The organism is Candidatus Moranella endobia PCIT (genome assembly GCF_000219175.1).
Classification (GTDB): domain Bacteria; phylum Pseudomonadota; class Gammaproteobacteria; order Enterobacterales; family Enterobacteriaceae; genus Moranella; species Moranella endobia.
Genome location: NC_015735.1, coordinates 465,274 through 491,614 on the forward strand (window position 1 = coordinate 465,274; position 26,341 = coordinate 491,614).

Annotated in this window: 37 protein-coding genes, 1 tRNA gene, 1 other RNA gene and 2 pseudogenes; 33 read left to right on the forward strand and 8 right to left on the reverse strand. The window is 44.8% G+C overall.

The window, feature by feature from the left end; translation table 11 throughout:
- Positions 1–81: 81 nt before the first annotated feature.
- Positions 82–691 (reverse strand): annotated as a pseudogene (locus MEPCIT_RS02450) (HD domain-containing protein); the annotation flags it as partial.
- 697 nt (positions 692–1,388) lie between these two features.
- Here MEPCIT_RS02450 and rpsJ point away from each other — a divergent pair.
- From rpsJ to rplQ, 28 genes are all read left to right on the forward strand, one after another.
- Entirely contained in the window at positions 1,389–1,700 is a 312-nt protein-coding gene (gene rpsJ, locus MEPCIT_RS01985; protein WP_013975764.1) for a 30S ribosomal protein S10, read from the forward strand.
- 37 nt (positions 1,701–1,737) lie between these two features.
- Positions 1,738–2,367: a 50S ribosomal protein L3 gene (rplC, locus tag MEPCIT_RS01990; protein ID WP_013975765.1), complete on the forward strand. Its 630-nt coding sequence runs from the start codon at positions 1,738–1,740 to the stop codon at positions 2,365–2,367.
- Between the two features lie 18 nt (positions 2,368–2,385).
- Positions 2,386–2,991: a 50S ribosomal protein L4 gene (gene rplD, locus MEPCIT_RS01995; RefSeq protein WP_013975766.1), complete on the forward strand. Its 606-nt coding sequence runs from the start codon at positions 2,386–2,388 to the stop codon at positions 2,989–2,991.
- Positions 2,988–3,326, forward strand: a complete 339-nt coding sequence (rplW, locus tag MEPCIT_RS02000) for a 50S ribosomal protein L23 (protein WP_013975767.1) — start codon at positions 2,988–2,990, stop codon at positions 3,324–3,326. Before rplD ends, rplW begins: the two co-directional genes overlap by 4 nt.
- The gene (rplB, locus tag MEPCIT_RS02005; RefSeq protein WP_013975768.1) at positions 3,313–4,134 is read left to right on the forward strand and encodes a 50S ribosomal protein L2; all 822 of its coding nucleotides are present in this window, start codon (positions 3,313–3,315) and stop codon (positions 4,132–4,134) included. The genes rplW and rplB overlap by 14 nt, the downstream gene beginning before the upstream one ends.
- Before the next feature lie 18 nt (positions 4,135–4,152).
- Positions 4,153–4,440, forward strand: a complete 288-nt coding sequence (rpsS, locus tag MEPCIT_RS02010) for a 30S ribosomal protein S19 (protein WP_013975769.1) — start codon at positions 4,153–4,155, stop codon at positions 4,438–4,440.
- 9 nt (positions 4,441–4,449) lie between these two features.
- Positions 4,450–4,782, forward strand: coding sequence for a 50S ribosomal protein L22 (rplV, locus tag MEPCIT_RS02015; protein ID WP_013975770.1), 333 nt, complete (start codon positions 4,450–4,452; stop codon positions 4,780–4,782).
- A gap of 17 nt (positions 4,783–4,799) precedes the next feature.
- Positions 4,800–5,498 (forward strand): 30S ribosomal protein S3, encoded by a 699-nt coding sequence (rpsC, locus tag MEPCIT_RS02020; RefSeq protein ID WP_013975771.1) that lies wholly within the window; start codon positions 4,800–4,802, stop codon positions 5,496–5,498.
- Positions 5,499–5,510: 12 nt separating this feature from the next.
- Positions 5,511–5,921: a 50S ribosomal protein L16 gene (gene rplP, locus MEPCIT_RS02025; RefSeq protein ID WP_013975772.1), complete on the forward strand. Its 411-nt coding sequence runs from the start codon at positions 5,511–5,513 to the stop codon at positions 5,919–5,921.
- A complete protein-coding gene (gene rpmC, locus MEPCIT_RS02030; RefSeq protein WP_013975773.1) occupies positions 5,921–6,112 on the forward strand; it encodes a 50S ribosomal protein L29 in 192 nt (63 codons plus the stop codon). The genes rplP and rpmC overlap by 1 nt, the downstream gene beginning before the upstream one ends.
- Before the next feature lie 2 nt (positions 6,113–6,114).
- Entirely contained in the window at positions 6,115–6,369 is a 255-nt protein-coding gene (gene rpsQ, locus MEPCIT_RS02035; RefSeq protein ID WP_041186174.1) for a 30S ribosomal protein S17, read from the forward strand.
- A gap of 184 nt (positions 6,370–6,553) precedes the next feature.
- Positions 6,554–6,925 carry a 50S ribosomal protein L14 gene (rplN, locus tag MEPCIT_RS02040; protein ID WP_013975775.1) on the forward strand — a complete coding sequence of 124 codons (372 nt, stop codon included), beginning with the start codon at positions 6,554–6,556 and terminating at the stop codon, positions 6,923–6,925.
- A gap of 10 nt (positions 6,926–6,935) precedes the next feature.
- Complete coding sequence (gene rplX, locus MEPCIT_RS02045; RefSeq protein ID WP_013975776.1) at positions 6,936–7,253, forward strand: 50S ribosomal protein L24; 318 nt, start codon at positions 6,936–6,938, stop codon at positions 7,251–7,253.
- A 13-nt stretch (positions 7,254–7,266) separates the two neighbouring features.
- Positions 7,267–7,806: a 50S ribosomal protein L5 gene (gene rplE / locus MEPCIT_RS02050; protein WP_015580513.1), complete on the forward strand. Its 540-nt coding sequence runs from the start codon at positions 7,267–7,269 to the stop codon at positions 7,804–7,806.
- 13 nt (positions 7,807–7,819) lie between these two features.
- Complete coding sequence (gene rpsN / locus MEPCIT_RS02055) at positions 7,820–8,125, forward strand: 30S ribosomal protein S14 (protein WP_013975778.1); 306 nt, start codon at positions 7,820–7,822, stop codon at positions 8,123–8,125.
- Positions 8,126–8,163: 38 nt separating this feature from the next.
- A complete protein-coding gene (gene rpsH / locus MEPCIT_RS02060) occupies positions 8,164–8,556 on the forward strand; it encodes a 30S ribosomal protein S8 (protein ID WP_013975779.1) in 393 nt (130 codons plus the stop codon).
- A gap of 13 nt (positions 8,557–8,569) precedes the next feature.
- Positions 8,570–9,103, forward strand: coding sequence for a 50S ribosomal protein L6 (gene rplF, locus MEPCIT_RS02065; RefSeq protein ID WP_013975780.1), 534 nt, complete (start codon positions 8,570–8,572; stop codon positions 9,101–9,103).
- A gap of 9 nt (positions 9,104–9,112) precedes the next feature.
- Positions 9,113–9,463 carry a 50S ribosomal protein L18 gene (gene rplR, locus MEPCIT_RS02070; protein ID WP_013975781.1) on the forward strand — a complete coding sequence of 117 codons (351 nt, stop codon included), beginning with the start codon at positions 9,113–9,115 and terminating at the stop codon, positions 9,461–9,463.
- Positions 9,464–9,491: 28 nt separating this feature from the next.
- Positions 9,492–9,992, forward strand: a complete 501-nt coding sequence (gene rpsE, locus MEPCIT_RS02075) for a 30S ribosomal protein S5 (protein ID WP_013975782.1) — start codon at positions 9,492–9,494, stop codon at positions 9,990–9,992.
- 6 nt (positions 9,993–9,998) lie between these two features.
- Positions 9,999–10,178 carry a 50S ribosomal protein L30 gene (gene rpmD / locus MEPCIT_RS02080; protein ID WP_013975783.1) on the forward strand — a complete coding sequence of 60 codons (180 nt, stop codon included), beginning with the start codon at positions 9,999–10,001 and terminating at the stop codon, positions 10,176–10,178.
- Positions 10,179–10,184: 6 nt separating this feature from the next.
- On the forward strand, positions 10,185–10,622 hold the full coding sequence (rplO, locus tag MEPCIT_RS02085) for a 50S ribosomal protein L15 (RefSeq protein ID WP_013975784.1): 438 nt from the start codon (positions 10,185–10,187) through the stop codon (positions 10,620–10,622).
- A gap of 7 nt (positions 10,623–10,629) precedes the next feature.
- Complete coding sequence (secY, locus tag MEPCIT_RS02090; RefSeq protein WP_013975785.1) at positions 10,630–11,958, forward strand: preprotein translocase subunit SecY; 1,329 nt, start codon at positions 10,630–10,632, stop codon at positions 11,956–11,958.
- 58 nt (positions 11,959–12,016) lie between these two features.
- Positions 12,017–12,133, forward strand: coding sequence for a 50S ribosomal protein L36 (gene rpmJ / locus MEPCIT_RS02420; RefSeq protein ID WP_013975786.1), 117 nt, complete (start codon positions 12,017–12,019; stop codon positions 12,131–12,133).
- A 49-nt stretch (positions 12,134–12,182) separates the two neighbouring features.
- Positions 12,183–12,548: a 30S ribosomal protein S13 gene (gene rpsM / locus MEPCIT_RS02095; RefSeq protein WP_013975787.1), complete on the forward strand. Its 366-nt coding sequence runs from the start codon at positions 12,183–12,185 to the stop codon at positions 12,546–12,548.
- 11 nt (positions 12,549–12,559) lie between these two features.
- On the forward strand, positions 12,560–12,949 hold the full coding sequence (gene rpsK, locus MEPCIT_RS02100; protein ID WP_013975788.1) for a 30S ribosomal protein S11: 390 nt from the start codon (positions 12,560–12,562) through the stop codon (positions 12,947–12,949).
- Positions 12,950–12,980: 31 nt separating this feature from the next.
- Positions 12,981–13,601, forward strand: coding sequence for a 30S ribosomal protein S4 (gene rpsD / locus MEPCIT_RS02105; RefSeq protein ID WP_013975789.1), 621 nt, complete (start codon positions 12,981–12,983; stop codon positions 13,599–13,601).
- 31 nt (positions 13,602–13,632) lie between these two features.
- The gene (locus MEPCIT_RS02110; RefSeq protein ID WP_013975790.1) at positions 13,633–14,622 is read left to right on the forward strand and encodes a DNA-directed RNA polymerase subunit alpha; all 990 of its coding nucleotides are present in this window, start codon (positions 13,633–13,635) and stop codon (positions 14,620–14,622) included.
- 38 nt (positions 14,623–14,660) lie between these two features.
- Entirely contained in the window at positions 14,661–15,044 is a 384-nt protein-coding gene (gene rplQ, locus MEPCIT_RS02115; RefSeq protein WP_013975791.1) for a 50S ribosomal protein L17, read from the forward strand.
- 77 nt (positions 15,045–15,121) lie between these two features.
- Here rplQ and groL read toward each other — a convergent pair whose 3' ends face one another.
- From groL to grpE, 3 genes are all read right to left on the reverse strand, one after another.
- Positions 15,122–16,762 (reverse strand): chaperonin GroEL, encoded by a 1,641-nt coding sequence (gene groL / locus MEPCIT_RS02120; RefSeq protein ID WP_013975792.1) that lies wholly within the window; start codon positions 16,760–16,762, stop codon positions 15,122–15,124.
- 46 nt (positions 16,763–16,808) lie between these two features.
- On the reverse strand, positions 16,809–17,102 hold the full coding sequence (locus MEPCIT_RS02125) for a co-chaperone GroES (protein WP_013975793.1): 294 nt from the start codon (positions 17,100–17,102) through the stop codon (positions 16,809–16,811).
- Positions 17,103–17,501: 399 nt separating this feature from the next.
- Positions 17,502–18,101, reverse strand: a complete 600-nt coding sequence (gene grpE / locus MEPCIT_RS02130) for a nucleotide exchange factor GrpE (RefSeq protein ID WP_041186175.1) — start codon at positions 18,099–18,101, stop codon at positions 17,502–17,504.
- A 364-nt stretch (positions 18,102–18,465) separates the two neighbouring features.
- On the opposite strand from grpE, the gene smpB reads away from it, so the two are divergent.
- From smpB to glnS, 3 genes are all read left to right on the forward strand, one after another.
- Positions 18,466–18,945, forward strand: a complete 480-nt coding sequence (smpB, locus tag MEPCIT_RS02135; RefSeq protein WP_013975795.1) for an SsrA-binding protein SmpB — start codon at positions 18,466–18,468, stop codon at positions 18,943–18,945.
- A 46-nt stretch (positions 18,946–18,991) separates the two neighbouring features.
- Positions 18,992–19,376: a transfer-messenger RNA gene (gene ssrA, locus MEPCIT_RS02425) on the forward strand.
- Positions 19,377–19,574: 198 nt separating this feature from the next.
- Positions 19,575–21,236, forward strand: coding sequence for a glutamine--tRNA ligase (glnS, locus tag MEPCIT_RS02140; RefSeq protein ID WP_013975796.1), 1,662 nt, complete (start codon positions 19,575–19,577; stop codon positions 21,234–21,236).
- Between the two features lie 179 nt (positions 21,237–21,415).
- On the opposite strand, the gene orn is transcribed toward glnS, so the two are convergent.
- Positions 21,416–21,961: an oligoribonuclease gene (orn, locus tag MEPCIT_RS02145; RefSeq protein ID WP_013975797.1), complete on the reverse strand. Its 546-nt coding sequence runs from the start codon at positions 21,959–21,961 to the stop codon at positions 21,416–21,418.
- Between the two features lie 434 nt (positions 21,962–22,395).
- Between orn and erpA the strand changes: the two genes are divergently transcribed.
- The gene (erpA, locus tag MEPCIT_RS02150) at positions 22,396–22,734 is read left to right on the forward strand and encodes an iron-sulfur cluster insertion protein ErpA (protein WP_041186176.1); all 339 of its coding nucleotides are present in this window, start codon (positions 22,396–22,398) and stop codon (positions 22,732–22,734) included.
- 18 nt (positions 22,735–22,752) lie between these two features.
- Here erpA and MEPCIT_RS02155 read toward each other — a convergent pair.
- Positions 22,753–22,828, reverse strand: a tRNA-Phe gene (locus MEPCIT_RS02155).
- A gap of 464 nt (positions 22,829–23,292) precedes the next feature.
- Between MEPCIT_RS02155 and xthA the strand changes: the two genes are divergently transcribed.
- A complete protein-coding gene (xthA, locus tag MEPCIT_RS02160) occupies positions 23,293–24,099 on the forward strand; it encodes an exodeoxyribonuclease III (RefSeq protein WP_013975799.1) in 807 nt (268 codons plus the stop codon).
- A gap of 146 nt (positions 24,100–24,245) precedes the next feature.
- Here xthA and MEPCIT_RS02430 read toward each other — a convergent pair.
- Positions 24,246–24,386 (reverse strand): annotated as a pseudogene (locus MEPCIT_RS02430) (DNA gyrase inhibitor YacG); the annotation flags it as partial.
- A gap of 594 nt (positions 24,387–24,980) precedes the next feature.
- Positions 24,981–26,249 (reverse strand): tyrosine--tRNA ligase, encoded by a 1,269-nt coding sequence (gene tyrS, locus MEPCIT_RS02170; protein ID WP_013975800.1) that lies wholly within the window; start codon positions 26,247–26,249, stop codon positions 24,981–24,983.
- Positions 26,250–26,341 lie beyond the last annotated feature (92 nt).

Sequence of the window (26,341 nt, forward strand, 5' to 3'; positions counted from 1 at the left end):
TTGCTAATTGCCAGATTATTGATACAACCGCACTACCAGCTGCGACCTAAACTTAGATAGACCACCGCTTGGTGTAGGCTGGTCGGCGTATTCATGCATTTGACGTGTACGTATCTGTATTTCCAGGGTTTTACTGCGTGGGCCCAATACCACGGTATGAATTAACTGATAGCCGTTTGGTTTTGGTTTGGCGACGTAGTCGTCGAACTTTTACGGCAAATAGTAAAAATTCTTATGCACAATGTTGAGTATAGCATAGCAGTCCTGCAGACGCTGCACTATTACCCGCACCGCGGGTACGTCGAATAGCTAGTTGAATGTTAGCAGCGCCTTGTTCTGCATTTTGCGCCATATACTTATTTATACTATATATGTGTTTCGGCCGACCGTAGATATCGGCCTTCAGCCCTTCTTCCTGCACAGCATCAAGTAATGAAGCGACGATCCATACGCCTATTATGTAATAATGTCTTCATCAGGAGGCAGGTAGCGGAAAAAGAACTCCTCCAGCTCCCACTTAATATGGCCTATGCCGAGGCGGTTAGCGAGCGGGGAATAAATATTGGTGCTTTCTTGTGCAGCTAGCACTTGCTCTTCTGCCGGCGCATCCTTCAACTCGCGCAAATAATCGATACTCTCAGCTAGTTTTATGACCATTCAGCAAATCATCGATGATCGCCAGCAATACTTTTGATGCCATCATCAGTCAATATTGGGGCGGCCTATAAGGCACTATGATTGATGCCTGGGCCATTCTGGCAGTGTCGGTATCGGTGGCGTACTGGACTGTAGACTCACTCACCAGACCATCATCGAGGACAACTGTTTTAGCGGCGCAAGTTACGACATCGTTATCTTCGATCGTTAAAACGGTCAAGTAGTGCATTACGGCGCCTGGTTTATAGCCGCACGTTGATTGTAAAAGGAGATGCATAATACTTGTAGTACAGTTGGTATCAATGAATTATTACGCACTATCGACTATGACTAATACAGCGCTAGCAAATCCGGTCATGATTCAGTCACATAGCTAATGGAACTTAACCTGCCCACATCCATACACCTAGCAGAGCAGCTGCTCAGAGCAGAATGATGGTCGCTATATCTGTTTGATTGGCGCAGGTTGTTCCGCAGCAGCGTCTATTCCTTTTCACAGCCCAAGCTTGCTTCCTATACAGATTTACGTATAATGCGCCGGTTTTTCTGTAGATTATGACTCATAGGCATACTAACTCGTTGGTTTCACGCTGACTATGTGATGGTAAGCCAGCTAACAACATCCCCCACAGGGGTATCTATACCGATTACACTCCCCCCCCGGTTAATCGAAACAAACGGGGTGAGAGGTAGTTTTTTATTATTTATAACTCAATTGGAGCTCTGGTCTCATGCAGAACCAAAGAATCCGTATTCGTTTGAAAGCTTTTGATCATCGTCTGATAGATCAATCAACCGCTGAAATTGTCGAAACGGCCAAACGTACTGGTGCTCAGGTGCGTGGTCCGATACCTCTTCCGATACGAAAAGAGCGCTTTACCATTCTTATTTCTCCGCACGTCAACAAAGATGCGCGCGATCAGTATGAAATTCGTACTCATAAGCGTCTTGTTGACATAGTTGAGCCAACTGAAAAAACTGTTGATGCTCTGATGCGTCTAGACCTGGCGGCCGGTGTAGACGTGCAGATCAGCCTAGGTTAATCAGGTCGTTGAAAGAAAAGATGGAGAGGTTGAAACAATGAAGGGTTTAATAGGACGTAAAATGAGTATGACTCGCATCTTCAACAAAGATGGCGTTTCTATCCCCGTCACCGTTATTGAAATACAAGTCAATCGTGTGACTCAAATTAAAGAACTGGAACACGACGGATACCGTGCAATCCAGGTTACGGTTGGAACCAAAAAAAGCAATCGCTTAACCAAAGCGGAAGCAGGTCATTTTGCTAAGGCTGGCGTTGAAGCTGGCCGAGGCCTGTGGGAATTTCGCGTCCAAGACGATGATCAAGTGAAAGTTGGCCAACTTATCACTGTGGCCATTTTTGCTAATGTAAAAAAAGTAGATGTTACTGGTACATCTAAGGGTAAAGGCTTTACCGGCACTGTAAAGCGCTGGAACTTCCGTACACAGGATGCTACCCACGGTAACTCTTTGTCCCACCGCGTTCCCGGTTCTATCGGTCAGAACCAGACTCCAGGTAAGGTATTCAAGGGTAAAAAAATAGCAGGCCAGCTAGGCAACGAACGCATAACTGTTCAGGGTCTGGACGTAGTTCGTATTGACGTAGAACGCAACCTACTGTTGGTTAAAGGCGCCGTACCGGGAGCCACTGGTGGTGACCTGATAGTTAAACCGGCTGTTAAGGCGTAACGTCGAGGAGATAGTATAATGGAATTGGTATTGAAAGACGCGCAAAACGCGCTGACTGTTTCCGACACTACCTTCGGGCGTGACTTCAATGAAGCACTGGTTAACCAAGTGGTGGTGGCTTACACAGCTGGTGCTCGTCAGGGGACCCGTGGTCAGAAAAATCGTGCCGAGGTTACTGGTTCAGGTAAAAAACCATGGCGTCAGAAAGGTACCGGTCGTGCACGTTCCGGTAGCGTTCAGAGCCCTATTTGGCGTTCTGGTAGCGTCACTTTTGCCGCAAAAACGCAAGATCATAGCCAGAAAGTAAATAAGAAGATGTACCGTGGAGCGCTGAAAAGCATTCTATCTGAACTGGTACGTCAGGATCGTTTAATCGTTGTTGAACAATTCTCGATCGAAGCGCCGAAAACAAAACTGCTAGTACAGAAACTGCAAGAGATGGCGTTAGAAGATGTACTGATTATTACTCGCAAACAGGACAAAAATTTGTTCCTAGCTGCACGTAATATATACAAAGTAGAGTTATGCTACGCCCAAGGTATCGACCCGGTTAGTTTGATCACCTTCGATAAAGTAGTTATAACAGTTGATGCTGTTAAGCAAGTTGAGGAGATGCTGGCATGATTAGTGAAGAACGTCTACTTAAAGTATTGTGCGCGCCGCATGTTTCTGAAAAATCATCTCCAGCGATGGGCAAACACAACACCATAGTCATAAAAGTATTAAAAGATGCGACTAAAAAAACCATCAAAACCGCTGTAAATAAATTATTTGGAATCGAAGTTAATAACGTACGTACCCTAGTGGTCAAAGGGAAAACCAAACGTCAAGGAAAGCTTATCGGTTGTCGTAGCGATTGGAAAAAAGCCTACATCACCCTCAAAGCAGGAGAGAAATTGGATTTTATTGGCGGCAGCGCAGAGATAAGTCGTAGGAGTAAGAACCATGGCAATGGTTAAATGTAAACCGACATCGCCTGGGAGGCGCCACGTTGTTAAAGTGGTCAACCCTGAGCTACATAAAGGTAAACCATATACTCCATTGCTGGAAAAACTCAGCAAATCCGGTGGACGTAACAACCATGGCCGCATTACTACGCGCCATATTGGCGGTGGTCACAAGCAACATTATCGAATACTGGATTTCAAACGGAATAAAGATGGTATACCAGCATTAGTAGAACGTCTGGAGTATGATCCAAACCGTTCTGCCAACATAGCACTTGTATTATATACCGATGGTGAACGTCGTTATATTTTGGCACCGAAAGACCTTAAGGTCGGTGATCAGATTCAATCTGGTGTCGATGCTGCAATCAAAACAGGTAACGCTCTACCAATGATAAATATTCCTGTCGGTTCCATTGTGCATAACGTTGAAATGAAACCTGGGAAAGGCGGTCAGCTTGCACGGTCTGCCGGTTCTTATGTTCAGATCTTGGCTCGTGACTGTAGCTATGTCACGCTACGTCTGCATTCCGGTGAAATACGTAAAATTCAGTCTGAATGCCGTGCAACCATAGGCGAAGTAGGTAATGCAGAACACATGCTACGTGTACTTGGTAAGGCTGGTGCCAGCCGTTATCTTGGTATACGTATGACCGTTAGAGGTACTGCGATGAACCCGGTAGATCACCCGCACGGTGGTGGTGAAGGTCGTAACTTTGGTAAGCATCCAGTATCGCTGTGGGGTCTGCAGACCAAAGGTAAAAAGACCCGCAGTAATAAGCGTACTGATCATTTCATTGTACGTCAACGTAGCAAATAATATTACATAGGATAACCCATGCCACGTTCCCTCAAAAAAGGTCCATTTATTGACCGGCACTTACTGAAGAAGGTAGAGCAAGCAGCAGAAAGCGGTGACAAGAAACCGATTCGTACTTGGTCCCGTCGTTCAACGATCTTTCCAAAAATGATCGGTTTTACTATTGCTGTACATAATGGTCGTCAACACGTGCCAATTTTTGTCGCCGATGAAATGGTCGGCCATAAACTAGGTGAATTTGCACCGACTCGTAATTATCGCGGCCATGCGGCCGACAAAAGGTCTAAAAACGTTAATAGTAGGTAGGAGGAAGAGATGGAAACTATTGCTCAACAGCGCCACGCTTGTTCTTCTGCTCAAAAAGTTCGCCTGGTTGCTGACCTTATTCGTGGTAAAAAAGTGTCGCAAGCTTTAGAAATTCTCACCTATACCAACAAGAAAGCGGCAGGTTTAGTGAGGAAAGTAGTTGAGTCTGCTACTGCTAATGCTGAACACAACGATGGCGCAGATATAGATGATTTGAAAATAGCTAAGATTTTCATCGATGCAGGCACGAACATGAAGCGCATTATGCCACGTGCTAAGGGTCGTGCCGACCGTATCCTGAAGCGTACCAGCCATATTACTGTGGTTGTTTCTGATAGCTGATAATCTGGAGATTAGCAATGGGACAGAAAATACATCCGAATGGTATTCGACTTGGTATTATTAAAAACTGGAACTCTACCTGGTATGCAAATACGAAAGAATTCGCTAACAACTTGGACAGTGACTTTAAAGTTCGTCAATTTCTGACCAAGGAATTGTCACAAGCTTCAGTTTCCCGTTTGGTTATCGAGCGGCCGGCAAAGAGTATTCGTGTAACTATTCACACCGCTCGTCCAGGTATCGTGATCGGTAAAAAAGGCGAAGATGTCGAAAAACTGCGCAAAATTGTCGCAGATATAGCTGGCGTACCGGCGCAGATTAATATTGGTGAAGTACGTAAGCCGGAACTGGACGCCAAACTGGTTGCCGAAGGCATTTCTTCGCAATTGGAACGTCGTGTTATGTTCCGTCGGGCGATGAAACGTGCTGTTCAAAACTCCATGCGTCTCGGAGCTAAGGGAATTAAAGTGGAAGTTAGTGGTCGGCTGGGTGGTGCTGAAATCGCGCGTACTGAATGGTACCGTGAAGGTCGTGTGCCGTTACACACCCTGCGTGCTGATATCGACTACAATACCTCCGAAGCGCAAACTACTTACGGTGTCATTGGCGTAAAAGTGTGGATCTTCAAAGGTGAAATTTTTGGTAGTATGGTTTCCATTGCACAACCAGACCAGGCTAGTCAACTTAACAAGCAGCAGCGTAAAGGCCGACAGTAAGGAGATTGGCTGATGTTACAACCAAAGCGTACAAAATTCAGTAAGATGCACAAAGGCCACAACCGTGGACTGGCAGCTAGTACGAATGTAAACTTCGGTACTTTTGGCCTGAAGGCTGTTGATCGTGGTCGGTTGACTGCTCGTCAAATCGAAGCAGCACGTCGTGCCATAACACGTGCAGTGAATCGTCAAGGTAAAATATGGATCCGAATTTTTCCGGATAAACCAATAACTGAAAAACCGCTTGAAGTACGCATGGGAAAAGGTAAGGGTAACGTAGAATACTGGGTTGCCTTGATTCAGCCAGGTAAAGTCCTGTACGAAATTGATGGCGTTTCAGAATATATTGCCCGTGTAGCCTTTAAGCTGGCAGCAACAAAACTGCCGATTAAAACAACTTTTATAAATAAAACGGTGATGTAATGAAAGCAAATGATTTGCGTGAAAAAAGTGTTGACGAGCTTAACAAAGAACTGCTATCCCTACTTCGTGAGCAATTTAGCCTGCGCATGCAGGCTGTAAGCGGCCAGCTGCAACGGACTCACCTGTTAAAGCAGGTACGCCGTAATGTTGCGCGTGTAAAGCAGTTATTGACTTCGAAGGCTGGTGTGTAATGATTATTGACAAAACACGTACTCTGCAAGGTCATGTCGTCAGTAACAAAATGGAAAAATCCATTGTTGTGGCCATTGAGCGTTTGGTGAAACACCCACTGTACGGTAAATTCATAAAACGTACAACCAAGCTGCACGTACATGATGAGCACAATGAAAGCAAGATCGACGATATCGTTGAAATAAGAGAATGTCGTCCTATTTCCAAAACTAAGTCCTGGAATCTGGTTCGCGTTGTAGGGAAATTAGTTATGTAAAACTTTCTATTCAGTCAGTTTGTTCTAAACTGAGACACGGCTGATGAGCCGTGGATTTTTTTTCTATCCATCCGCCAAAAACAGTGTTATAATAAAATATAATCATGAATGGTAGGCATTTCTAATGACCTATCTCGTTCATTAGGTATAATGAATAAATAGTTGACATTAGCGGAGTACTAACATGATCCAAGAACAGACTATGCTGAACGTGGCTGACAACTCCGGGGCGCGGCGCGTAATGTGTATCAAGGTTCTAGGTGGTTCGCAACGTCACTATGCAGGCGTAGGCGATATTATTAAAATTACCATCAAAGAAGCTGTTCCTCATGGCAAAGTAAAGAAAGGTGATGTTTTGAAGGCGGTAGTGGTGCGTACCAGGAAAGGTATTCGTCGCTCTGATGGTTCTGTCGTTCGCTTCGATGGTAATGCTTGTGTTTTGTTGCAAAATAACAATGATCAACCTATAGGAACGCGTATTTTTGGTCCAGTGACTCGTGAACTACGTACCGAACGATTCATGAAGATTGTTTCCCTAGCACCAGAAGTACTTTAAGGAGCGCATTATGGCAGCAAAAATCCATCGTGGTGACGATGTTATCGTGCTAACTGGCAGAGATAAAGGTAAGCGCGGTAAAGTTAAAACAGTTCTTTCTACCGGTAAGGTTATTGTGGAAGGTATCAATCTAGTTAAGAAACATCAAAAAGCAATCTTAGCTGTTAACAAACTGGGTGGCATCGTTGAGAAAGAAGCAGCAATCCATCTTTCCAATATTGCTATTTTTAATGCCGCTACCAGAAAGGCTGATCGTGTTAGCTTTAAGCTTGAGGACGGCAAGAAAGTGCGGATATTCAAATCTAACGGTGGAATGATAAAGATTTAGTAATATGAGGTAGATGGTGAAACTGCATGCTTACTACAAAAACGAAATAGTTTATCAATTAATGAAAAAATTCAGCTACCATTCTGTTATGCAAGTACCTCGGGTTGCAAAAATAACTCTGAATATGGGTATTGGTAAAGCCATGGCCGATAAAAAGCTGCTAGATAACGCTGTAGCAGATTTGAGCGCTATTTCAGGCCAAAAGCCTATTATCACCAAAGCACGTAAATCTGTTGCTGGTTTTAAAATCCGTCAAGGCGATCCGATCGGTTGTAAAGTCACCCTGCGTGGCGAGCGCATGTGGGGGTTCTTAGAGCGACTTATTACCATTGTTATACCTCGTATCCGTGACTTCCGTGGTCTATCCGCCCAGTCATTCGATCGTCATGGCAACTATAGCATGGGCGTACGTGAACAAAGCATCTTCCCGGAAATTGACTATGATAAAGTAGATCTGGTTCGTGGCTTGGATATTACCATCACAACCACGGCGACATCAGATAACGAAGGCCGTGCGCTGTTAACAGCTTTTCACTTCCCATTCCGCCAGTAAATTAGGGTTAATGATGGCTAAACAATCCATGAAAGCACGCGAATTAAAACGGGTAAAATTAGCTGCTAAATTCTTTGCAAAACGCGCGGCAATCAAAGCAACTATTTCAAACGTATCTGTTTCCGATGCAGAGCGCTGGGATGCAGTGCTCAAGCTGCAGACGCTGCCTCGTGATTCCAGCCTGTCTCGGCAGCGTAACCGCTGCCGCCAAACTGGTAGGCCACACGCTTTTCTGCGTAAATTTGGATTGAGCCGCATTAAGGTCCGTGAAGCAGCTATGCGTGGGGAGATTCCTGGCCTAAGAAAGGCTAGTTGGTAACTGTTCACCATTGAATCGAATCATAGGAGTAACGAAATATGAGCATGCAAGATCCGATTGCGGATATGCTAACCCGTATTCGTAATTGTCAAAAAGCACAAAAAACTACAACCTCTATGCCTTCCTCTAAGCTTAAATTAGCAATTGCTTCTTTACTAAAAGAAGAAGGCTTCATTGAAACTTACCAAGTTGAAGAAGAAACCAAGCCGACGTTGAAACTAGTACTTAAGTACTTCCATGGTAAGCCGGTAATAGAAAAAATTCAGCGTATTAGCCGCCCTGGCCTACGCATCTACAAGAAAAAACATGCGCTACCAAAAGTTATGGCAGGCATGGGTATAGCGATTATTGCTACTTCTAAAGGCGTAATGACTGATCGGGCAGCGCGTAAGACTGGTATTGGTGGTGAGATTCTTTGCTACGTAGCTTAATTTGGAGAACAGCATGTCTCGTATTGCTAAAGCACCAGTTATTATTCCTGCTGGTGTAGAGGTCACAATCAACGGTCAGGAGATTGTGATTAAAGGTAAAAATGGTGAACTAGCTCGTACTATCCACGAAGCTGTTGAAGTGCAGCATGCTAATAACCAGCTGACATTTGCTCCGCGCAAAAACCATGCTAACGGTTGGGCACTGGCAGGAACTACACGTTCGCTGTTAAACGGTATGGTAATGGGTGTTACCGAAGGTTTTACGAAAAAGCTACAATTAGTGGGAGTAGGTTACCGTGCTGCAGTGATAGGTAATGTGGTGAATTTGTCGTTGGGCTTTTCTCACCCTATTGACCATACCCTGCCCGTAGGCATTACCGCAGAATGCCCAAGCCAAACTGAAATCTTGCTGACAGGCGCTGATAGGCAGGCTATTGGCCAAGTTGCCGCAGATTTGCGTGCCTATCGTCGTCCGGAGCCTTATAAAGGTAAAGGTGTTCGTTATGCCGACGAAGTGGTGCGTACCAAAGATACTAAGAAGAAGTAAAATAACGCTATGGATAATAAAGCAGCTCGTATCCGTCGTGCAACCAGAGCACGACGCAAGTTAAAGGAACTGGGTGCCACCCGCTTAGTGGTACATCGTACCCCGCGTCATATTTACGCACAGGTTATTACGCCAAACAGTTCTAAAGTCCTGGTTGTAGCGTCGACTGTAGAAAAAAATCTCGGGGCAAAAACAGGTACCGGTAACAAATATGCCGCGGCCGCAGTAGGTAAAATGCTCGCGGAACGCGCCCTAGAAAAAGGAATTAAGTATGTTTCCTTTGATCGTTCTGGGTTCCAATATCATGGAAGAGTCCAGGCACTGGCAGATGCTGCCCGTGCTGCTGGCCTTCAGTTTTAAGATAGAGATTTAAAGAGATTGAATTAAGATGGCACACATCGAAAAACAAGCTAGCGAATTGCAGGAAAAGCTGATCTCTGTTAACCGCGTATCTAAAACCGTAAAAGGTGGCCGTATTTTCAGCTTTGCCGCACTGACTGTTGTGGGTGACGGTAACGGCAAAGTTGGCTTTGGCTACGGTAAAGCACGTGAAGTACCAGCAGCTATCCAGAAAGCAATTGAGAAAGCTCGTCGTAACATGATGCATATCATGCTTAACAGTAGCACCCTGCAGCACCAAATTAAAGGTGAACATACAGGTTCAATCGTATTCATGCAGCCAGCTTCCGCAGGTACCGGTATTATTGCCGGTGGTGCAATGCGCGCGGTATTAGAAGTCGCAGGTGTTCACAACGTGCTAGCCAAAGCTTATGGTTCCACTAACCCTATTAACGTGGTTCGTGCAACTATCAATGCTCTTGGTAATATGAAGTCTCCTGACATGATCGCTGCCAAGCGCGGTAAATCAGTTGCTGACATTTTGGATTAATTGACCATGTTACAAACTATTAAAATAATTCAGACTCGTAGTTCCATTGGTCGGCTGCCGAAACATAAGGCAACTTTGGTTGGTTTGGGCCTGCGCCGCATTGGCCATACCGTAGAGCGTGAAAATACTCATGCTATAAGGATGATGGTTAATTTGGTAGCCTACATGGTAAAAGTAGAGGAGTAATAAGAGATGCATTTAAATACTCTATCTTTACCGTCTCGTTCGAGACGACGTGCACCGAAGCGCCTAGGTCGTGGTATTGGTTCTGGCTTAGGCAAAACTAGCGGTCGCGGCCATAAAGGTCAGCACTCTCGTTCCGGCGGCGGCGTACATCGCGGTTTTGAAGGTGGCCAGATGCCTCTATACCGTCGACTACCGAAATTTGGCTTTAAGTCGCGTAAATCTATGGTCACTGCGGAAGTACGCCTGTCAGATTTGACACACATAGAAGGAGAGGTAGTGGATTTAAATGCTTTGAAAGCCGCTAACATCGTTGGTATCCAAACTGAATTTGCCAAGATCATGCTTTCTGGTGAAGTGAAACGTGCGTTTACCGTGCGTAGCCTGCGTGTAAGTAAGGGCGCGTGTGTCGCAATTAAAGCTGCCGGTGGTACAATTGAAGAATAGGTAGCAGATGGCTAAAAAATTAAGGTTAGGCTTTCAAAGCACCAAAGATGGTGGAATAGATGATCTGAAACGAAGATTGTTGTTTGTTATGGGCGCGCTTATTGTTTTTCGTATCGGTTCGTTTATTCCGATCCCTGGTATTGATGGTACCGTACTTATAAAATTACTCGAACAACAGAGAGGTACCATCATTGAAATGTTTAATATGTTCTCTGGTGGTGCACTTAGCCGTGCTTCTCTCTTCACTTTAGGAATCATGCCGTATATTTCGGCATCAATCATCGTTCAGCTACTTACTGTTATTCATCCGACACTGTCAGAAATTAAAAAAGATGGCGAGTTTGGTAGAAGGAAAATTAGCCAGTACACGCGTTATGGCGCGTTGGTATTAGCGATATGTCAGGCAATAGGTATTGCTAACGGTTTACCGCGTATGCCTGGAATGCAAGAACTGATAATAAATCCAGGATTTGCGTTTTACTTGACCGCGGTAGCAAGCCTAGTTTGTGGGACCATTTTTCTGATGTGGCTTGGTGAACAGATTACTGAAAGAAGTATTAGTAACGGTATTTCCATCATTATTTTCGCTGGGATAGTTTCCGGCTTGCCGCCGGCAATAGGCCACACTATAGAACAATCTCGACAGAGCGAGATACCATCCTTACTTATGTTGCTATTGGTTACTGTTCTAGGGTTGGTGATGACTTTTTTTGTGGTGTTAGTTGAACGTGGTCAGCGTCGTATAAGTGTTAACTACGCCAAGCGTCATCAAGGTCGGCGCGTTTATGCAGCTCATGGAACGCATTTGCCGCTGAAATTAAATATGGCCGGAGTTACCCCGACAATTTTCGCTTCAAGCATAATTTTGTTTCCTGCCACGATTGCATCATGTTTTGGAGGCGGCACAGGTTGGGGCTGGTTGTCTGCGATTGCGCTCTATTTACAGCCAAATAAACCACTATATGTGGTATCATATGCGTCCGCAATCATATTTTTCTGTTTTTTTTACACTGCATTGGTGTTTAACCCGCGCGAGATAGCAGATAACTTGAAGAAGTCCGGTGCTTTTGTATCAGGTATGCGGCCAGGAGAGCAAACGGCAAGGTATATCGAAAAGATCATGAACCGACTAACGCTGGTAGGTTCATTGTATATGACATTGATATGTCTAATTCCGGAGTTCATGCGTGAAGCAATGAAAGTTCCCTTCTATTTGGGCGGGACGTCTTTATTGATAGTTGTTGTGGTTATCATGGAGTTTTTGGCTCAAGTACAGACTATGATGATGTCTAGTCGATACGAATCGACACTTAAGAAAGCAAACATGAAAAACTAACACCGTTAATTCGTCAACCAATAATTAGTGATAAGTTACGGGGGGGGGAGCTTAAACAATGAAAGTTTGTACTTCCATCAAGATATTATGTCGTAACTGCAAAATCGTTAAACGTAAAAGTGTCGTTCGTGTTATTTGTAGAGCGGAACCGAAGCATAAACAACGACAAGGCTAAGGAGCTATTTTTATGATGGTGTTGCCATTAAACTTTCTAGGAGTACATAGTGGCCCGTATAGCTGGCATTAACATTCCTGATAATAAACATACCGTTATTGCGCTAACTTCAATTTACGGCATAGGCAAAACCCGCTCGCAGCAAATATGCGCTGCTACGGGTATTACTGAGCATGTTCATATCAGTGAGCTGTCGGAAGAGCAGCTCGACAAACTGCGTGACGCAGTTACAAAGTTTGTTGTTGAAGGCGATCTGCGCCGTGTAGTAACCATAAGTATCAAGCGGCTGATTGAACTTGGTACCTATCGTGGTTTGCGTCATCGTCGTGGTCTTCCAGTGCGTGGTCAACGCACTAAGACCAATGCTCGTACCTGTAAAGGGCCGCGCAAACCGATCAAAAAAATCATCGTGTAGTGAGCACATTAATGACTAAGGCACATATTCATGCACGTAAGCGTGTTAAGAAACACATTTCCGATGGTATAGCTCATATTCATGTATCTTTTAATAATACTATTGTAACTATTACAGATCTTCAGGGTAATACATTAGGGTGGGCTACTGCCGGTGGTTCTGGTTTTCGCGGTTCTCGTAAGTCCACTCCTTTCGCCGCACAGGTTGCGGTAGAACATTGCGCGGAAGCAGTAAAAGAATATGGTATCCAGAATCTGGAAGTGATGGTTAAAGGACCAGGTCCAGGCCGCGAGTCTACCGTCCGCGCGCTAAATGCGGCCGGTTTTCGCATTACAAATATCACTGATGCAACTCCGATTCCCCATAACGGTTGTCGGCCGCCTAAGAAGCGGCGCGTATAACGTTTTATGAATTTATGATGGGAGGCATAATATGGCAAAATATTTAGGTCCTAAACTCAAGCTTAGCCGTCGTGAGGGTACAGATCTTTTCCTAAAGTCTAGCGTTCGCGCTATAGAGTCAAAATGTAAGATTGAGCAACCCCCTGGTCAGCACAGCTCGCGGAAAACACGCTTATCTGATTACGGTAAACAGTTGCGAGAAAAACAAAAAGTGCGTCGTATTTACGGCGTGCTTGAACGTCAATTTCGTAACTACTACAAAAAGGCCGCACGTTTGAAAGGCAATCCTGGTGAAAACCTCTTACAGTTGCTGGAAGGTCGTCTCGATAACGTTGTGTACCGTATGGGATTTAGTGCTACCCGCGCTGAATCACATCAATTGGTTAGCCATAAGTCGATCATGGTCAACAACCGAGTTATCAACGTCGCTTCCTACCAGGTGACTCCGAATGACATTGTCAGTATCCGAAAGAAAGCTCAGACACAATACCGTGTTCGTGCCTCATTAGAACTGGCAGAACAGCAAGAAAAGCCAACCTGGCTTGAAGTAGACGCTACTAAAATGGAAGGAGTGTTCAAACGCATTCCAGAACGTACCGATCTTTCCCCGGATATTAATGAACACCTAATCGTAGAGCTTTACTCGAAGTAATGCTTAGTACCAGTACCAAAGAGAGGACAACATGCATGGTTCTGTGACAGAGTTTCTAAAACCGCGTTTGGTAGAGATCGAGCAAATCAATTCGACGCAAGCAAAGGTGACCCTTGAACCATTAGAGCGTGGCTTTGGTCATACTCTGGGTAACGCACTACGCCGTATTATGCTTTCATCAATGCCAGGTTGCGCGGTGACTGAGGCTGAGATTGATGGTGTACTGCACGAATACAGTACCAAAGAAGGTGTACAAGAAGATATCTTAGAAATTTTACTTAACCTAAAAGGGCTAGCAGTGAGAGTTCAAGGGAAAAAAGATGAAGTTATCTTAACTCTGAATAAAGCCGGCATTGGACCTGTTACCGCCGCCGACATCATCCATGATGTTGATGTTGAAATCGTCAAGCCGAAACAGGTACTGTGCCACCTGACCGATAATCATGCATCTATCAATATGCGTATCAAGGTTCAGCGTGGACGTGGCTATGTTCCGGTTTCGGCACGAATGGCTGCTTCGGATGAGCACCAAATTGGTCGTTTGCTATTAGATGCATGCTATAGCCCTATAGAGCGCATAGCCTACAATGTGGAAGCAGCGCGCGTTGAGCAGCGCACTGACCTCGACCGGCTAGTGATCGAAATAGAAACCAACGGCACAATCGATCCAGAAGAAGCAATACGCCGTGCAGCCACTATTCTGGCTGAACAACTAGAAGCTTTTGTTGACTTACGTGATGTATGTCAGCCAGAGTTGAGAGCATCGAAACCCAAATTCGATCCGCTCTTGTTGCGCCCAGTTGATGATCTGGAATTAACAGTACGCTCTGCTAACTGTCTAAAGGCAGAAGCTATCCATTACATCGGTGATCTGGTACAGCGCACTGAAGTTGAGCTACTTAAAACTCCCAACCTGGGTAAAAAATCGCTGACTGAGATCAAAGATGTTTTGGCTGCGCGTGGGTTATCTCTGGGCGTACGCCTCGAAAACTGGCCGCCGGCAAGTATTAATGATGAATAGATGAATATTAATTCTCATAAAAAGAAAAGGATAAAGTCATGCGCCATCGTAAGAGTGGTCGTCAACTGAACCGCAATAATAGTCATCGTAAGGCTATGTTCCGTAACATGGCAAAATCTTTGGTGCATCATGAACTTATTAAGACAACCTTACCAAAAGCTAAAGAGTTACGACGCGTGGTTGAACCACTGATTACACTTGCAAAAACCGATTGTGTGGCAAATCGTCGTCTAGCATTCGCTCGTACTCGTGATAATGAAATTGTGGCTAAACTATTTAATGAGCTGGGACCGCGTTTTATTAGCCGTGCCGGCGGTTATACTCGTATTCTAAAGTATGGCTTCCGCGGAGGTGATAATGCCCCGATGGCATATATTGAACTAGTTGATCGCGCTAAAACAACTACTCAAGTAATTGGATAAAAATAAAACCCCCGGCAATCCGGGGGTTTTATTTTATAACATCAGCTTCAATTTCAATAACACGTGAATACGTGGTGTTACATCATGTTATTCATACCGCCCATACCTCCTCCTGCATTACCTACGTCAGGTTTATTTTCCTTCGGTAGGTCAGTAACCATGCATTCGGTAGTAATCATCAGACCTGCGACTGAAGCTGCATACTGTAGCGCAGAACGGGTTACCTTAGTTGGATCCAGAATACCCATGTCAATCATGTTACCATACTCTTCTGTCGATGCATTGTAACCAGTGTTACCTTCACCAGCTTTTACTTTATTAGCAATAACTGACGGCTCTTCACCAGCATTAGCAACAATTTGACGCAGCGGTGCTTCCATAGCACGGCGTGCGACCTTAATACCGACATTCTGATCTTCGTTATCACCGCGTAGTTCAGCAATACAGTTTGCTACACGAATCAGTGCTACTCCACCACCAGCGACCACGCCTTCCTCTACTGCTGCGCGGGTAGCATGTAGGGCATCTTCAACGCGCGCTTTTTTCTCTTTCATTTCCACTTCGGTCGCGGCACCGACTTTGATAACAGCAACTCCACCTGCGAGTTTAGCAACTCGTTCCTGCAGTTTTTCACGATCGTAATCAGAGGTAGCTTCGTCGCGCTGCTGGTTGATCTGAGCAACACGGCTAGCAATCAGTTTTTTGTCACCAACGCCATCAATGATGGTTGTAGTGTCTTTGGTAATAACGACACGTTTGGCCTGACCCATATCATCAAGAGTTGCTTTTTCCAGCTCCAGACCAATCTCCTCAGAAATAACGGTACCTGCAGTAAGGATAGCGATATCTTGCAGCATAGCCTTACGGCGATCGCCAAAGCCAGGTGCTTTTACAGCAGCTACTTTAACTATACCGCGCATAGTGTTTACCACTAGTGTAGCTAGCGCTTCGCCTTCAACGTCTTCAGCAATAATTAGTAGCGGTTTACCTGCTTTGGCAACTGCTTCGAGTACAGGCAACATTCCTCTGATATTAGATATTTTCTTGTCGGCAAGTAGAATAAATGGGCTTTCTAGTTCAACGGTACCTGTCTCTGGTTTGTTGACAAAATACGGGGATAGGTAACCACGGTCAAACTGCATTCCTTCAACCACGTCAAGCTCATCTTGCAGACCGGAACCCTCTTCTACGGTTATAACGCCTTCCTTACCAACTTTAGCCATAGCTTCCGCGATCAGAGTACCAACGGTCTCATCGGCATTAGCTGAAATAGTACCAACCTGAGCAATTGCTTTAGAATCGGAACAAGGCACAGATAGTTTTTTCAGTTCTTCTACAGCTGAAATAACTGCTTTATCGATCCCACGCTTCAGGTCCATAGGGTTCATGCCAGCAGCAACAGCCTTCAGTCCTTCGTTAACGATAGACTGTGCTAGCAAGGTAGCAGTAGTAGTGCCATCACCTGCAGCGTCATTTGCTTTTGAGGCAACTTCCTTCACCATCTGGGCGCCCATGTTCTCGAATTTATCTTCGAGTTCTATTTCACGTGCGACTGAAACGCCATCTTTCGTGATAACTGGCGCGCCAAATGATTTGTCCAGTACTACATTTCGGCCTTTAGGACCCAAGGTCACTTTTACCGCGTCGGCCAGCACATTAACTCCGCGAAGCATTTTTACGCGAGCGTCACTACCGAACATTACGTCTTTAGCTGTCATTTTGAATTCCTCTTAAATTCGTTCAGTTCAGATGATTATATGCGCACTACTTCTCAACGACAGCTAAAATGTCGCTTTCGGACATAATAAGCACTTCTTCGTTGTCGATTTTCTCAACCTTTACGCCATATCCGTCATTGAAAACAACGAGATCGCCAACTTTTACGTCTAGCGCTTTCACGTCGCCGGTGTCAAGAATACGGCCGTTACCTACAGCCAGTACTTCACCGCGCGTTGACTTGCCAGCCGCGGCACCAGTCAGCATGATGCCGCCAGCAGACTTTGCTTCAACTTCTTTACGCTTGACAATAACGCGATCATGTAATGGACGAATTTTCATTGAAAGCTCCCCTAGAGAAAGTCAGTGTCAGTTTTTGTTGGATGAACACCAGGCATAGATGTCATGCTCGGCATCATGCCGATTAATATTGGGGCGTTCCGTTAAGCTTCAAGGTTTTTTTTTAAAAAATGCTAAAAAGATTAAATTTTAATCTTTAACATAATGTTTTGTGCCGGTAAGTTCACTTCACGTGCAGATTATGATGACGCTACTCGACCTAGTCGCGTTCAATACTACGCCAGTAAGTAACGTAAATAAACAAAAATTCTTCAGTCTGCTCCACAAAGCTTTCTCAGCTACGCTGCAGATATTGCAATACTAGCGAGCAAAAAAACGTTACTGATAAACTGATAACACGACACGCAACATGGTTGGCAGCACCTCTACGTCGGTTAGGTCTCAGCTAGTTTTTTTCGATACTGCCACCATGGCGGGGCGGATAAGCCGCCCATTAAGAGTATAGCCTTTTTGCATTACCATAATCACTTGATTAGGCTCGTATTCTTCTGACTCCAGCATAGTCATCGCCTGATGTACTTCGGGATTAAACGGTACGAGTGTGTCACCAACGACATCAAGACCAAACTTACGCACAGCGTCCAGCAAGGATTTCAGAGTAAGCTCGATTCCTTCTATAGTTGAAGCTAGCTCGCTATTAGTTTTATCCGACATGTCCAGCGCGCGCTCCAAGTTATCAATTACCGGCAACAGTTCACCAGCAAAACGTTCTAGCGCAAATTTATGCGCTTTTTCAACATCTTGTTCGCTACGCCGGCGTACGTTTTCCATTTCCGCCTTGGCGCGCAGCACGTTATCGCGTTCTTGCTGTTGCGCCTGAACCAACGCTGCCTCTAGTTCGGCAATACGCTCATCTCGATGATCTGCTTCAACATTCTCAGGCTCAGGCATCTTTTCCTTTGCCGTAGTTTCCGCCTGCCGTCCTTGCTCTACCTCTTGTGATTCTTGATCTTCAGGATTGTTTTTTTCTTTACTACTTATCATTAGTGGTCTCCGCGGTTCAGCTTTATGTTCGCTAGCTCGACCATTATGGGGATAAATAGTGATGATTCAAGGTATAACGTCAAATAATGCAGCTCGTCAAATAAGCTTAATGTTGCATAATTTTTACGATAGACAATAATTGGTGTTACATTGTTGGTCTTAGCGGGAATCAATTACATTGGAGCAAGAAAATGATCTGCCTATCAGGTCAGGTATGGACGGCTTGCTGATGATTAGGTAAAGTGCCATTCTGCCTGCCAGTCCAATAAATCTATGGTAGATTATAGTTTGTTGGGCGGGGCGCTGGCTAAGCTGATAAGATACTAAATTTATTCACTGGGATCACCTGTACAAGACTTGTATGACAAAGAAAAAAGAACAAAAACCAGGTTCCGTTATCGCGAAGAACAAACGTGCTCGACACGAATACTTTATTGAACAGGAGTTTGAAGCTGGACTGTCTCTGCAGGGATGGGAAGTGAAGGCGCTGCGCGCCGGCAAGGCGAACATCGGCGATAGCTATGTGCTGCTCAGTCATGGCGCCGCCTATCTTGTAGGCGCTAACTTCCAGCCACTGACAATGGCCTCTTCCCATGTTGTCTGTAACCCCATGCGTACCCGTAAGCTGTTATTGAATAAGTATGAACTTAATTCGTTGTGTAGCCTAGTAAACCGTAAAGGTTATACTATTACTGCACTATTACTATATTGGAAAAACACTTGGGTTAAATTGCAAATTGGCGTTGCGAAAGGTAAGAAAGAGCATGATAAACGCACAGAGATTAAGGAACGTGAATGGCAGCTCGACAAAGCACGCCTAATGAGGCATATTAGCAGATAATAATGTTGCCTACACCTGTGTAAGTGTGCGACAATAAAGCTTACTTGGGGCTGAATACTGGATTCGACGAAATTTGCTAAACTAAAGGTGCATGCCGAGGTGGGGTTTGCCTCGTAAAAAAGCCTCAAAAAGTAATTGCAAACGACTCGCAATACGAATCTGTTGCATTAGCAGCTTAATCAGTCTAATAACCTGAAGATTCCCTTTCTCCCTAGCCTCAGCTCTTAGGACGGGGAGCAAGAAAGGTCAACACTACAAGAGATCGCACCGATGTCTTGCCTGGGGCTGAAGTGTTAAATACTACAAGCAGGCTAGTCTGTTAGTGGTGTGTCAGTCCGCAGCTAACAAGCAAATTAAAAGACTTGACTAAGCATGTAGCGCCGAAGGGGCAGAAATGACGGACGCGGGTTCAAATCCCGCCAGCTCCACCAGTTTATGATAATGTTTGATGACCTGTTATGATCTGAATGGAACAAGCAAACAGCAAAGCAACATTTTTCCCTTCAACCAGGGCTGATTACCTGCTTATGGTTGACGACGATACCTGATCGCAAAACATACATCCAACAGTACACTAAACTTGTGCTTGCGATGTCATGGAAGTTATAATACTAAGACGGAATGTCCATATGATGGAGGCCAAAGGTCATCCAAAGAATTTTATTCGTCACATTATCGACGAAGATCTAGCTTCTGGTAAGACCAAATCAGTACATACCCGTTTTCCACCGGAGCCAAATGGCTATTTGCATATCGGCCATGCAAAATCAATTTGCCTAAATTTTGGTATCGCCCAGGATTATCAGGGCCAATGCAATCTGCGTTTTGACGATACTAATCCGGTTAAGGAACATATAGAATATGTTGAATCTATCAAGTATGACGTGCAGTGGTTAGGTTTTAACTGGAGCGGTGATGTGCACTACTCCTCAGATTATTTCGATAAGCTGCATGATTATGCGCTTGAGCTGATTGAAAAACGGCTCGCCTATGTCGACCAGCTATCGACGGAAGAAATACGCGAGCAGCGCGGTACACTCACGCGCCAAGGTACAAATAGCCCTTATCGTGATCGGAGCGTAAAAGAAAATTTGGAGCTATTTGCCAAAATGCGAACCGGAGAACTAGCAGAAGGCAGCGCCTGCCTACGTGCTAAAATCGATATGGCTTCACCTTGTATGGTGATGCGAGACCCAATTTTATATCGAATAAAATTCGCGGATCATTATCATACCGGCAAAAAATGGTGTATTTACCCGATGTATGACTTTACCCACTGCATCTCAGATGCTATGGAAGGCATTACCCACTCGTTATGCACGCTAGAGTTTCAGGATAATCGCCGGCTGTATGATTGGGTGCTAGATAACATCACCATTAATGTGCATCCAAGACAATATGAATTTTCCCGGCTGAATCTAGAATACTCCATCATGTCCAAGCGCAAGCTAAATATGCTGGTAAAGGCAAAAATCGTCGATGGTTGGGACGATCCGCGGATGCCAACAATTTCAGGCCTGCGACGACGTGGCTATACGGCAACCTCAATTCGTGAATTTTGCCGACGCATTGGTGTGACTAAGCAAGATAATAATGTGGAAATTACTGCCTTGGAAGCATGTATTCGCGCAGAACTGAACGAGCACGCGCAGCGCGCAATGGCGGTGATCAATCCCGTACGGTTAGTGATAGAAAGCTGGCCAGTGGGGTATGAACAATATCTTGCCATGCCAAACCATCCCCACAAGCCAGAAATGGGTAACCGGCAAGTTGCCTTCAGCCGCGAAATCTTTATCGATCATGCCGACTTCAGTGAAAAAGCTAACAACAAGCAATACAAGCGCCTGGTGCTAGGTCAGGAAGTCCGCTTGCGATATGCCTATGTGATTAAAGCTGAACGTATTGAGCAAGACTCCCAAGGCAAAATTACTGCTATCTTCTGCCGCCACGATCCCGATACGCTAGGTAAAGCTCCCGCTAACGGTCGTAAGGTAAAAGGTATAATCCATTGGGTATCAGCCACCAATTGCGTCGCTGCCGAGTTTCGGCTCTATGAACGATTGTTTAGCATTGCAACTCCAGCGGTGGCAGAAGATCTGTTTTCTACGCTGAACCCGCATTCGTTAGTCATCCGTCATGGTTTTGTAGAAGCTAGTGTACCGGCAGCCAATACTAGTGAACCAGTTCAGTTTGAACGCGAGGGATATTTTTGCGCAGACTGCCGCTATTTTAGCCCATCCAATCCGGTTTTCAACCGCACCGTAGGACTACGCGACACCTGGGTTAAGTAAGAGCCAAACTATTTTGCCATTGCCGCATCCTCGCTCTCGGTGGGAGCTGTTAAATGATGCAATTAATCCTATATCAGGTATGGATAGGTGTATCACCATAGTAAAAGTAAAAAAATATGTAAATCTTAAGTCTAGCCAAAAAATAATAACCACACCGGAAATATTTTACTGTTTATCGACTACACACGAATAAAATTTGCACGATAATAAGCCAGTTCTGCTACTGATTCTCGTAGATCATCCAGCGCCCGATGATTATTTTTTTTCTTTAGTCCGACCAAGATTTCTGGTTTCCATCGGCGTACCAGTTCTTTTAGCGTACTAACATCAAGATAACGGTAGTGGAAATAAGCTTCCAGCGCCGGCATATAACAAAACAAAAAGCGACGATCCTGGCCGATACTGTTGCCACAAATAGGCGATTTACCGGCAGGTACCCATTCTCTTAAAAATGCCAGCGTTTGCGCAACTGCAGCATTTTCATCCAGCTTGCTGTGACGTACCCGGTCAACTAACCCGCTGGTGGTATGGGTACGTACATTCCACTCATCCATCAGTGCCAACTTCGCTTCTGGTTGATGTATGGCCAGTACTGGACCTTCTGTCAGAATAACAAGATTAGGGTCGGTTACAAGCGTAGCGATTTCAATAATGCGATCACGCTCGGGATCAAGCCCAGTCATTTCTAGATCGATCCAAATCAGGTTATTATCATTTACCGGCATGATTTTCTAGTAGCAATTGTTCTACGGCTAATTACCTAGCATGATAGCTGTTTAAACGGAAGATTCATCCTCACTAAATACGGTAGGTAAAATTAGTCAAAATAAACTGTCCACAATTCATGTGCAACTAGTATAGCCAAACATCAGCGCCACCTGCAACAGTACGAGCAAGTCATCGCCCAATGGCAGGTGAAAATAATGGATTTTGAGCATTACGCTTAACGTATGGTGATACCGTAGTATAGATCGCCCAGTACCCGTAGCGGAAAATTGCTCTTTTCCTCTCAGGGAGTAATGCTTACCAAATAATTAGCAAGCAGCGATTTTGACCAAATCATTACTTGAAAATAAACTATCCGTAACTGATAATAGCCTCGCTGGTTTAGATACTGTCAGCCAGGCAGTCACCAAACAAAAAACATAGAATGATTATTATGATTAAGACGGCAGCATTACAATTTACCGATGCAGCAGCAAGCCAGGCCCAAAAACTTATCGCGGCAGAAAATAATCCAACTCTAAAATTGCGGGTCTACATTACCGGTGGCGGCTGTAGCGGTTTTCGCTATGGTTTCACCTTGGATGATAAGGTGAACGAAGATGACTTGCTTATCGAGAAACATGGTGTGTCACTAGTAGTCGACCAGATGAGCTTACAATACTTGCTAGGAGGTTCGGTAGACTACAGCGAAGGGCTGGAAGGGTCACATTTTATTGTTTCTAATCTAAAAGCCAAGACTACCTGTAGTTGTGGGTCTTCATTCAGCATCTAACAGCATCTAATTACCTGTTGGTGCCCGGACTTGGAATTGAACCAAGGACACGGGGATTTTCAGTCCCCTGCTCTACCAACTGAGCTATCCGGGCAACGGGCAGCATTAAACATTATTGTCGCGATTTCGTCAACTAGTTTATCTAATCATTACTTGAGACCGTCGTTCGTTTTAAGGTACCTTCCCCCCCCCTGCACGGGTATTTTTTTACAAAATGGTAATCAAGCATCAAGTAGCCAAGACCAGCTACATCTGCTAACCGATGCCGAACCCTAACCAGACCATGAATGATTATAGATCTGTCAGTCAAGCTTTACCAGTTTAGGTGTTATTTGTTTTATTTTATGCCACTTTCCTAGTTAACACTTAATACTCATACTTACTCCGAATAAGCTCGGCTGCCGACCAGCTGTCAACCAGTAATAGTTGCTCGTCAACTTAGTTATTATATAATATACCTGAGCAATGGGATCCACGATCAGTTCAAGTTAGCATATTTTGTGGTGCATTGGTTTCAAATAATTTGCTTGGCTCTTTTATCTGACAGAAACCATAAAAATGAAGGTTGTCTCATTCAATATCAATGGCATACGTGCTCGCCCCCATCAACTGGAAGCGATTATTACTAAACTTCAGCCGGACCTAATCGGTCTGCAAGAAACCAAAGTCAATGACGATCTGTTTCCACTAGAAGCCTTGTCACGTCAAGGGTATAATGCTTATTATTATGGCCAAAAAGGCCAATACGGCGTGGCATTGCTCAGCAGAGAAAAGCTGTTCGCCATACGCCGTGGCTTTAATACCGCCGGCAACGAATCTCAGCGAAGAATTATCATGGCTGATTTAATCACGCCTAAAGGCTTATTAACTGTGGTGAACGGTTACTTTCCCCAAGGTGAAAACCGTTCTCACCCAGTTAAATTCACGGCAAAAGAGCGTTTTTACCACTCTATACAGAAATATATCGAACAAAATCACCAGAGAGAATCTATGTTACTGATCATGGGTGATATGAATATCAGCCCCACAAATTTGGACCTTGGTATCAGCGAAGAGAGTCGTAAACGCTGGCTTCGCACCGGTAAGTGTTCTTTTCTACCCGAGGAGCGAGTATGGATGGAACGTCTGTTGTCATGGGGATTGATAGACACTTACCGCCAGGCCAATCCATTAGGGGATAAGCGCTACTCCTGGTTTAACTATCGTTCGCGCGGTTTTAATGAAAACCGCGGTCTTCGCATTGACCTACTGCTGGCCTCACGACCGCTGGCTGCGTTAATGCGAGCGACTGGTATCGATTATACCGTTCGCGCGATGAACAAGCCGTCAGATCACGCGCCAGTTTGGGCAGATTTCGATGTGTGAATGGTGAATGCATGGCAGTAGTTTGGCGTGCGAACTAACGTTTTCATAAGCTGTTTAGCCAGTTGACGTTATACACCCACAGTATACGGACGTATACTGGCCTGGCTTATATCCACTTATGTGTGCAGATTGCTGGGGATGAGTTATTTCTCTTCCGCCCATTCGCTAAGATCGATTAATTGGCAGCGTTTACTGCAAAACGGCCGGAACTTGCTGTTCTGACTCCATTCTACCGTTTGGCCACAGTTTGGGCAGGTGACGGTGACATTAACCATATCATTGATCATCATAATCGTGGCTCATAATACTAATTACTTGGTTATTGGTTGGCTTTTAACAACCAACCCATTCAAACGACAAGTGGTTTGGTACCACGCCGTTCTCGCGGTAACGGATAGCATAACGGGTTTTATGACCGGCAATGAACTGTTAGCATTTAAAGACAAATTGAACCACTTTCAAAAATATCGATCATATCGGTTAAAAAAAGAAAAAACGTCAGTGATTGCTCTTAATGCTTGAGACCGGTAGAGCTGCTGTAGCAGGAACTATAACCGCACGCAACCAGGTGCGTATTTTTTCATTTAACGGGTGGTCAAACAGCACCATTGTGGCATACATAAATTCAACTCATAGAGAGCATTATTAGTAACTTTATACTCAGAACGCCCGTTATTTTAAAGACATTAATAATATTATTGGCACAAGCAAGTTGTCATTTTGCTCTCTCCCGCAGCTTTCCTGGATAAGGATAAGTTTGTTGGCACTTTGGATTTTATTTAACCATCCATCCATACATACGTAATCCGTACACTGTAGATTAGTACAATAACAGTTCTAATCTGAATAACCATTATTACTAGCTTACAGCTAGTAATTTATTATTGCCAGTTGAGCAGATAGTAGTGTTTCTTCCCAATACGCAACAAGGTATAACGGCCATATAACCTATCAACATCGTTAAAAACATAATCTAAATCTGCCTGTTTTTCCCCGTTTACCGCCACCGCGTTGGAACTGATCATGGTACGAGCCTGCCTGCGCGATTGAGCTAGCTCAGTAGCTACCAGCGCCTGCTGTAAATTAGCCCCTCTCTCAATAACTAACGTTGGCATGCCGTCCTGGGCCAATTGGGTTAAATCATCCTCGGTTAGGTCTGCTAGCTTGCCGGTGAACAGGCTGGCGGTAATGCGCTTCGCCGTTGCCAATCCTTGCTCGCCGTGTACTATGCGAGTTACCTCTTCTGCCAAGACATACTGGGCCAGCGGCGATTTATATCGGTCGCGATCCTCTCGTTCTAGCGCCTCAATAGCTGAAACTGTCATGAAGGTAAAACGCTTCAAGAAGTTGTACACGTCGCTGTCGGCGGTATTAATCCAGAACTGATAGAACTTATAGGGGCTAGTTTTGCGAGCATCTAGCCACACCGTGCCGCTCTCGGTCTTACCAAATTTTGTGCCGTCAGCTTTGGTGATAAGCGGCACGGTCAAGCCATAAACCTTTTGTTGATGCAATCTGCGCGTCAAATCGATACCATAGGTGATATTTCCCCACTGGTCAGAACCACCAATCTGCAGTTTCACACCGTATTGTTTATACAGGCAAGCAAAATCGTAGCTTTGCAATAAACTATAGGCAAACTCGGTAAAAGAGATACCACTATCTTCACGGAAGAACCGCTGCTTTACCGAAGCTTTATTAATCATCTGATTGATTGAAAAATGTTTACCAATATTTAGTAGGAATGTTATCAAGTTCATCGATTCAAACCAGTCATAGTTATTGGCAGCGATGGCGCTGTTGGCGCTGCTGCCAAAATCTAGGAACAGCGATACCTGGCGTTCAATGTTTCTCATCCATTCCTGTACGTTATCCGTGATATTTAGCTTACGCTCGGTCGCTTTGAAACTTGGATCGCCGATCAGTCCGGTGGCGCCGCCTATGAGCACCACTGGCCGGTGACCGGCCAGTTGGAAGCGTTTCAGACAAAGCAAGGGAACCAAATGTCCCAAATGCAAGCTATCGGCGGTTGGATCGAAGCCACAATACAAAGCAATCGGTCCTGCCGACAACTGCTCGGCTAACGCCTGTTCATCAGTGATTTGGGCAATTAGGTCCCGCTCTTGCAATTGTTGTATTAGACTCGCCATAAAAAGATCTCTTTGCAAAGAAAAATTTAACTACCGCCTTAGTATTGCCTAGCAAAATGGGCTAAAATCTTGAGTTATTCTGTTCTGGCATC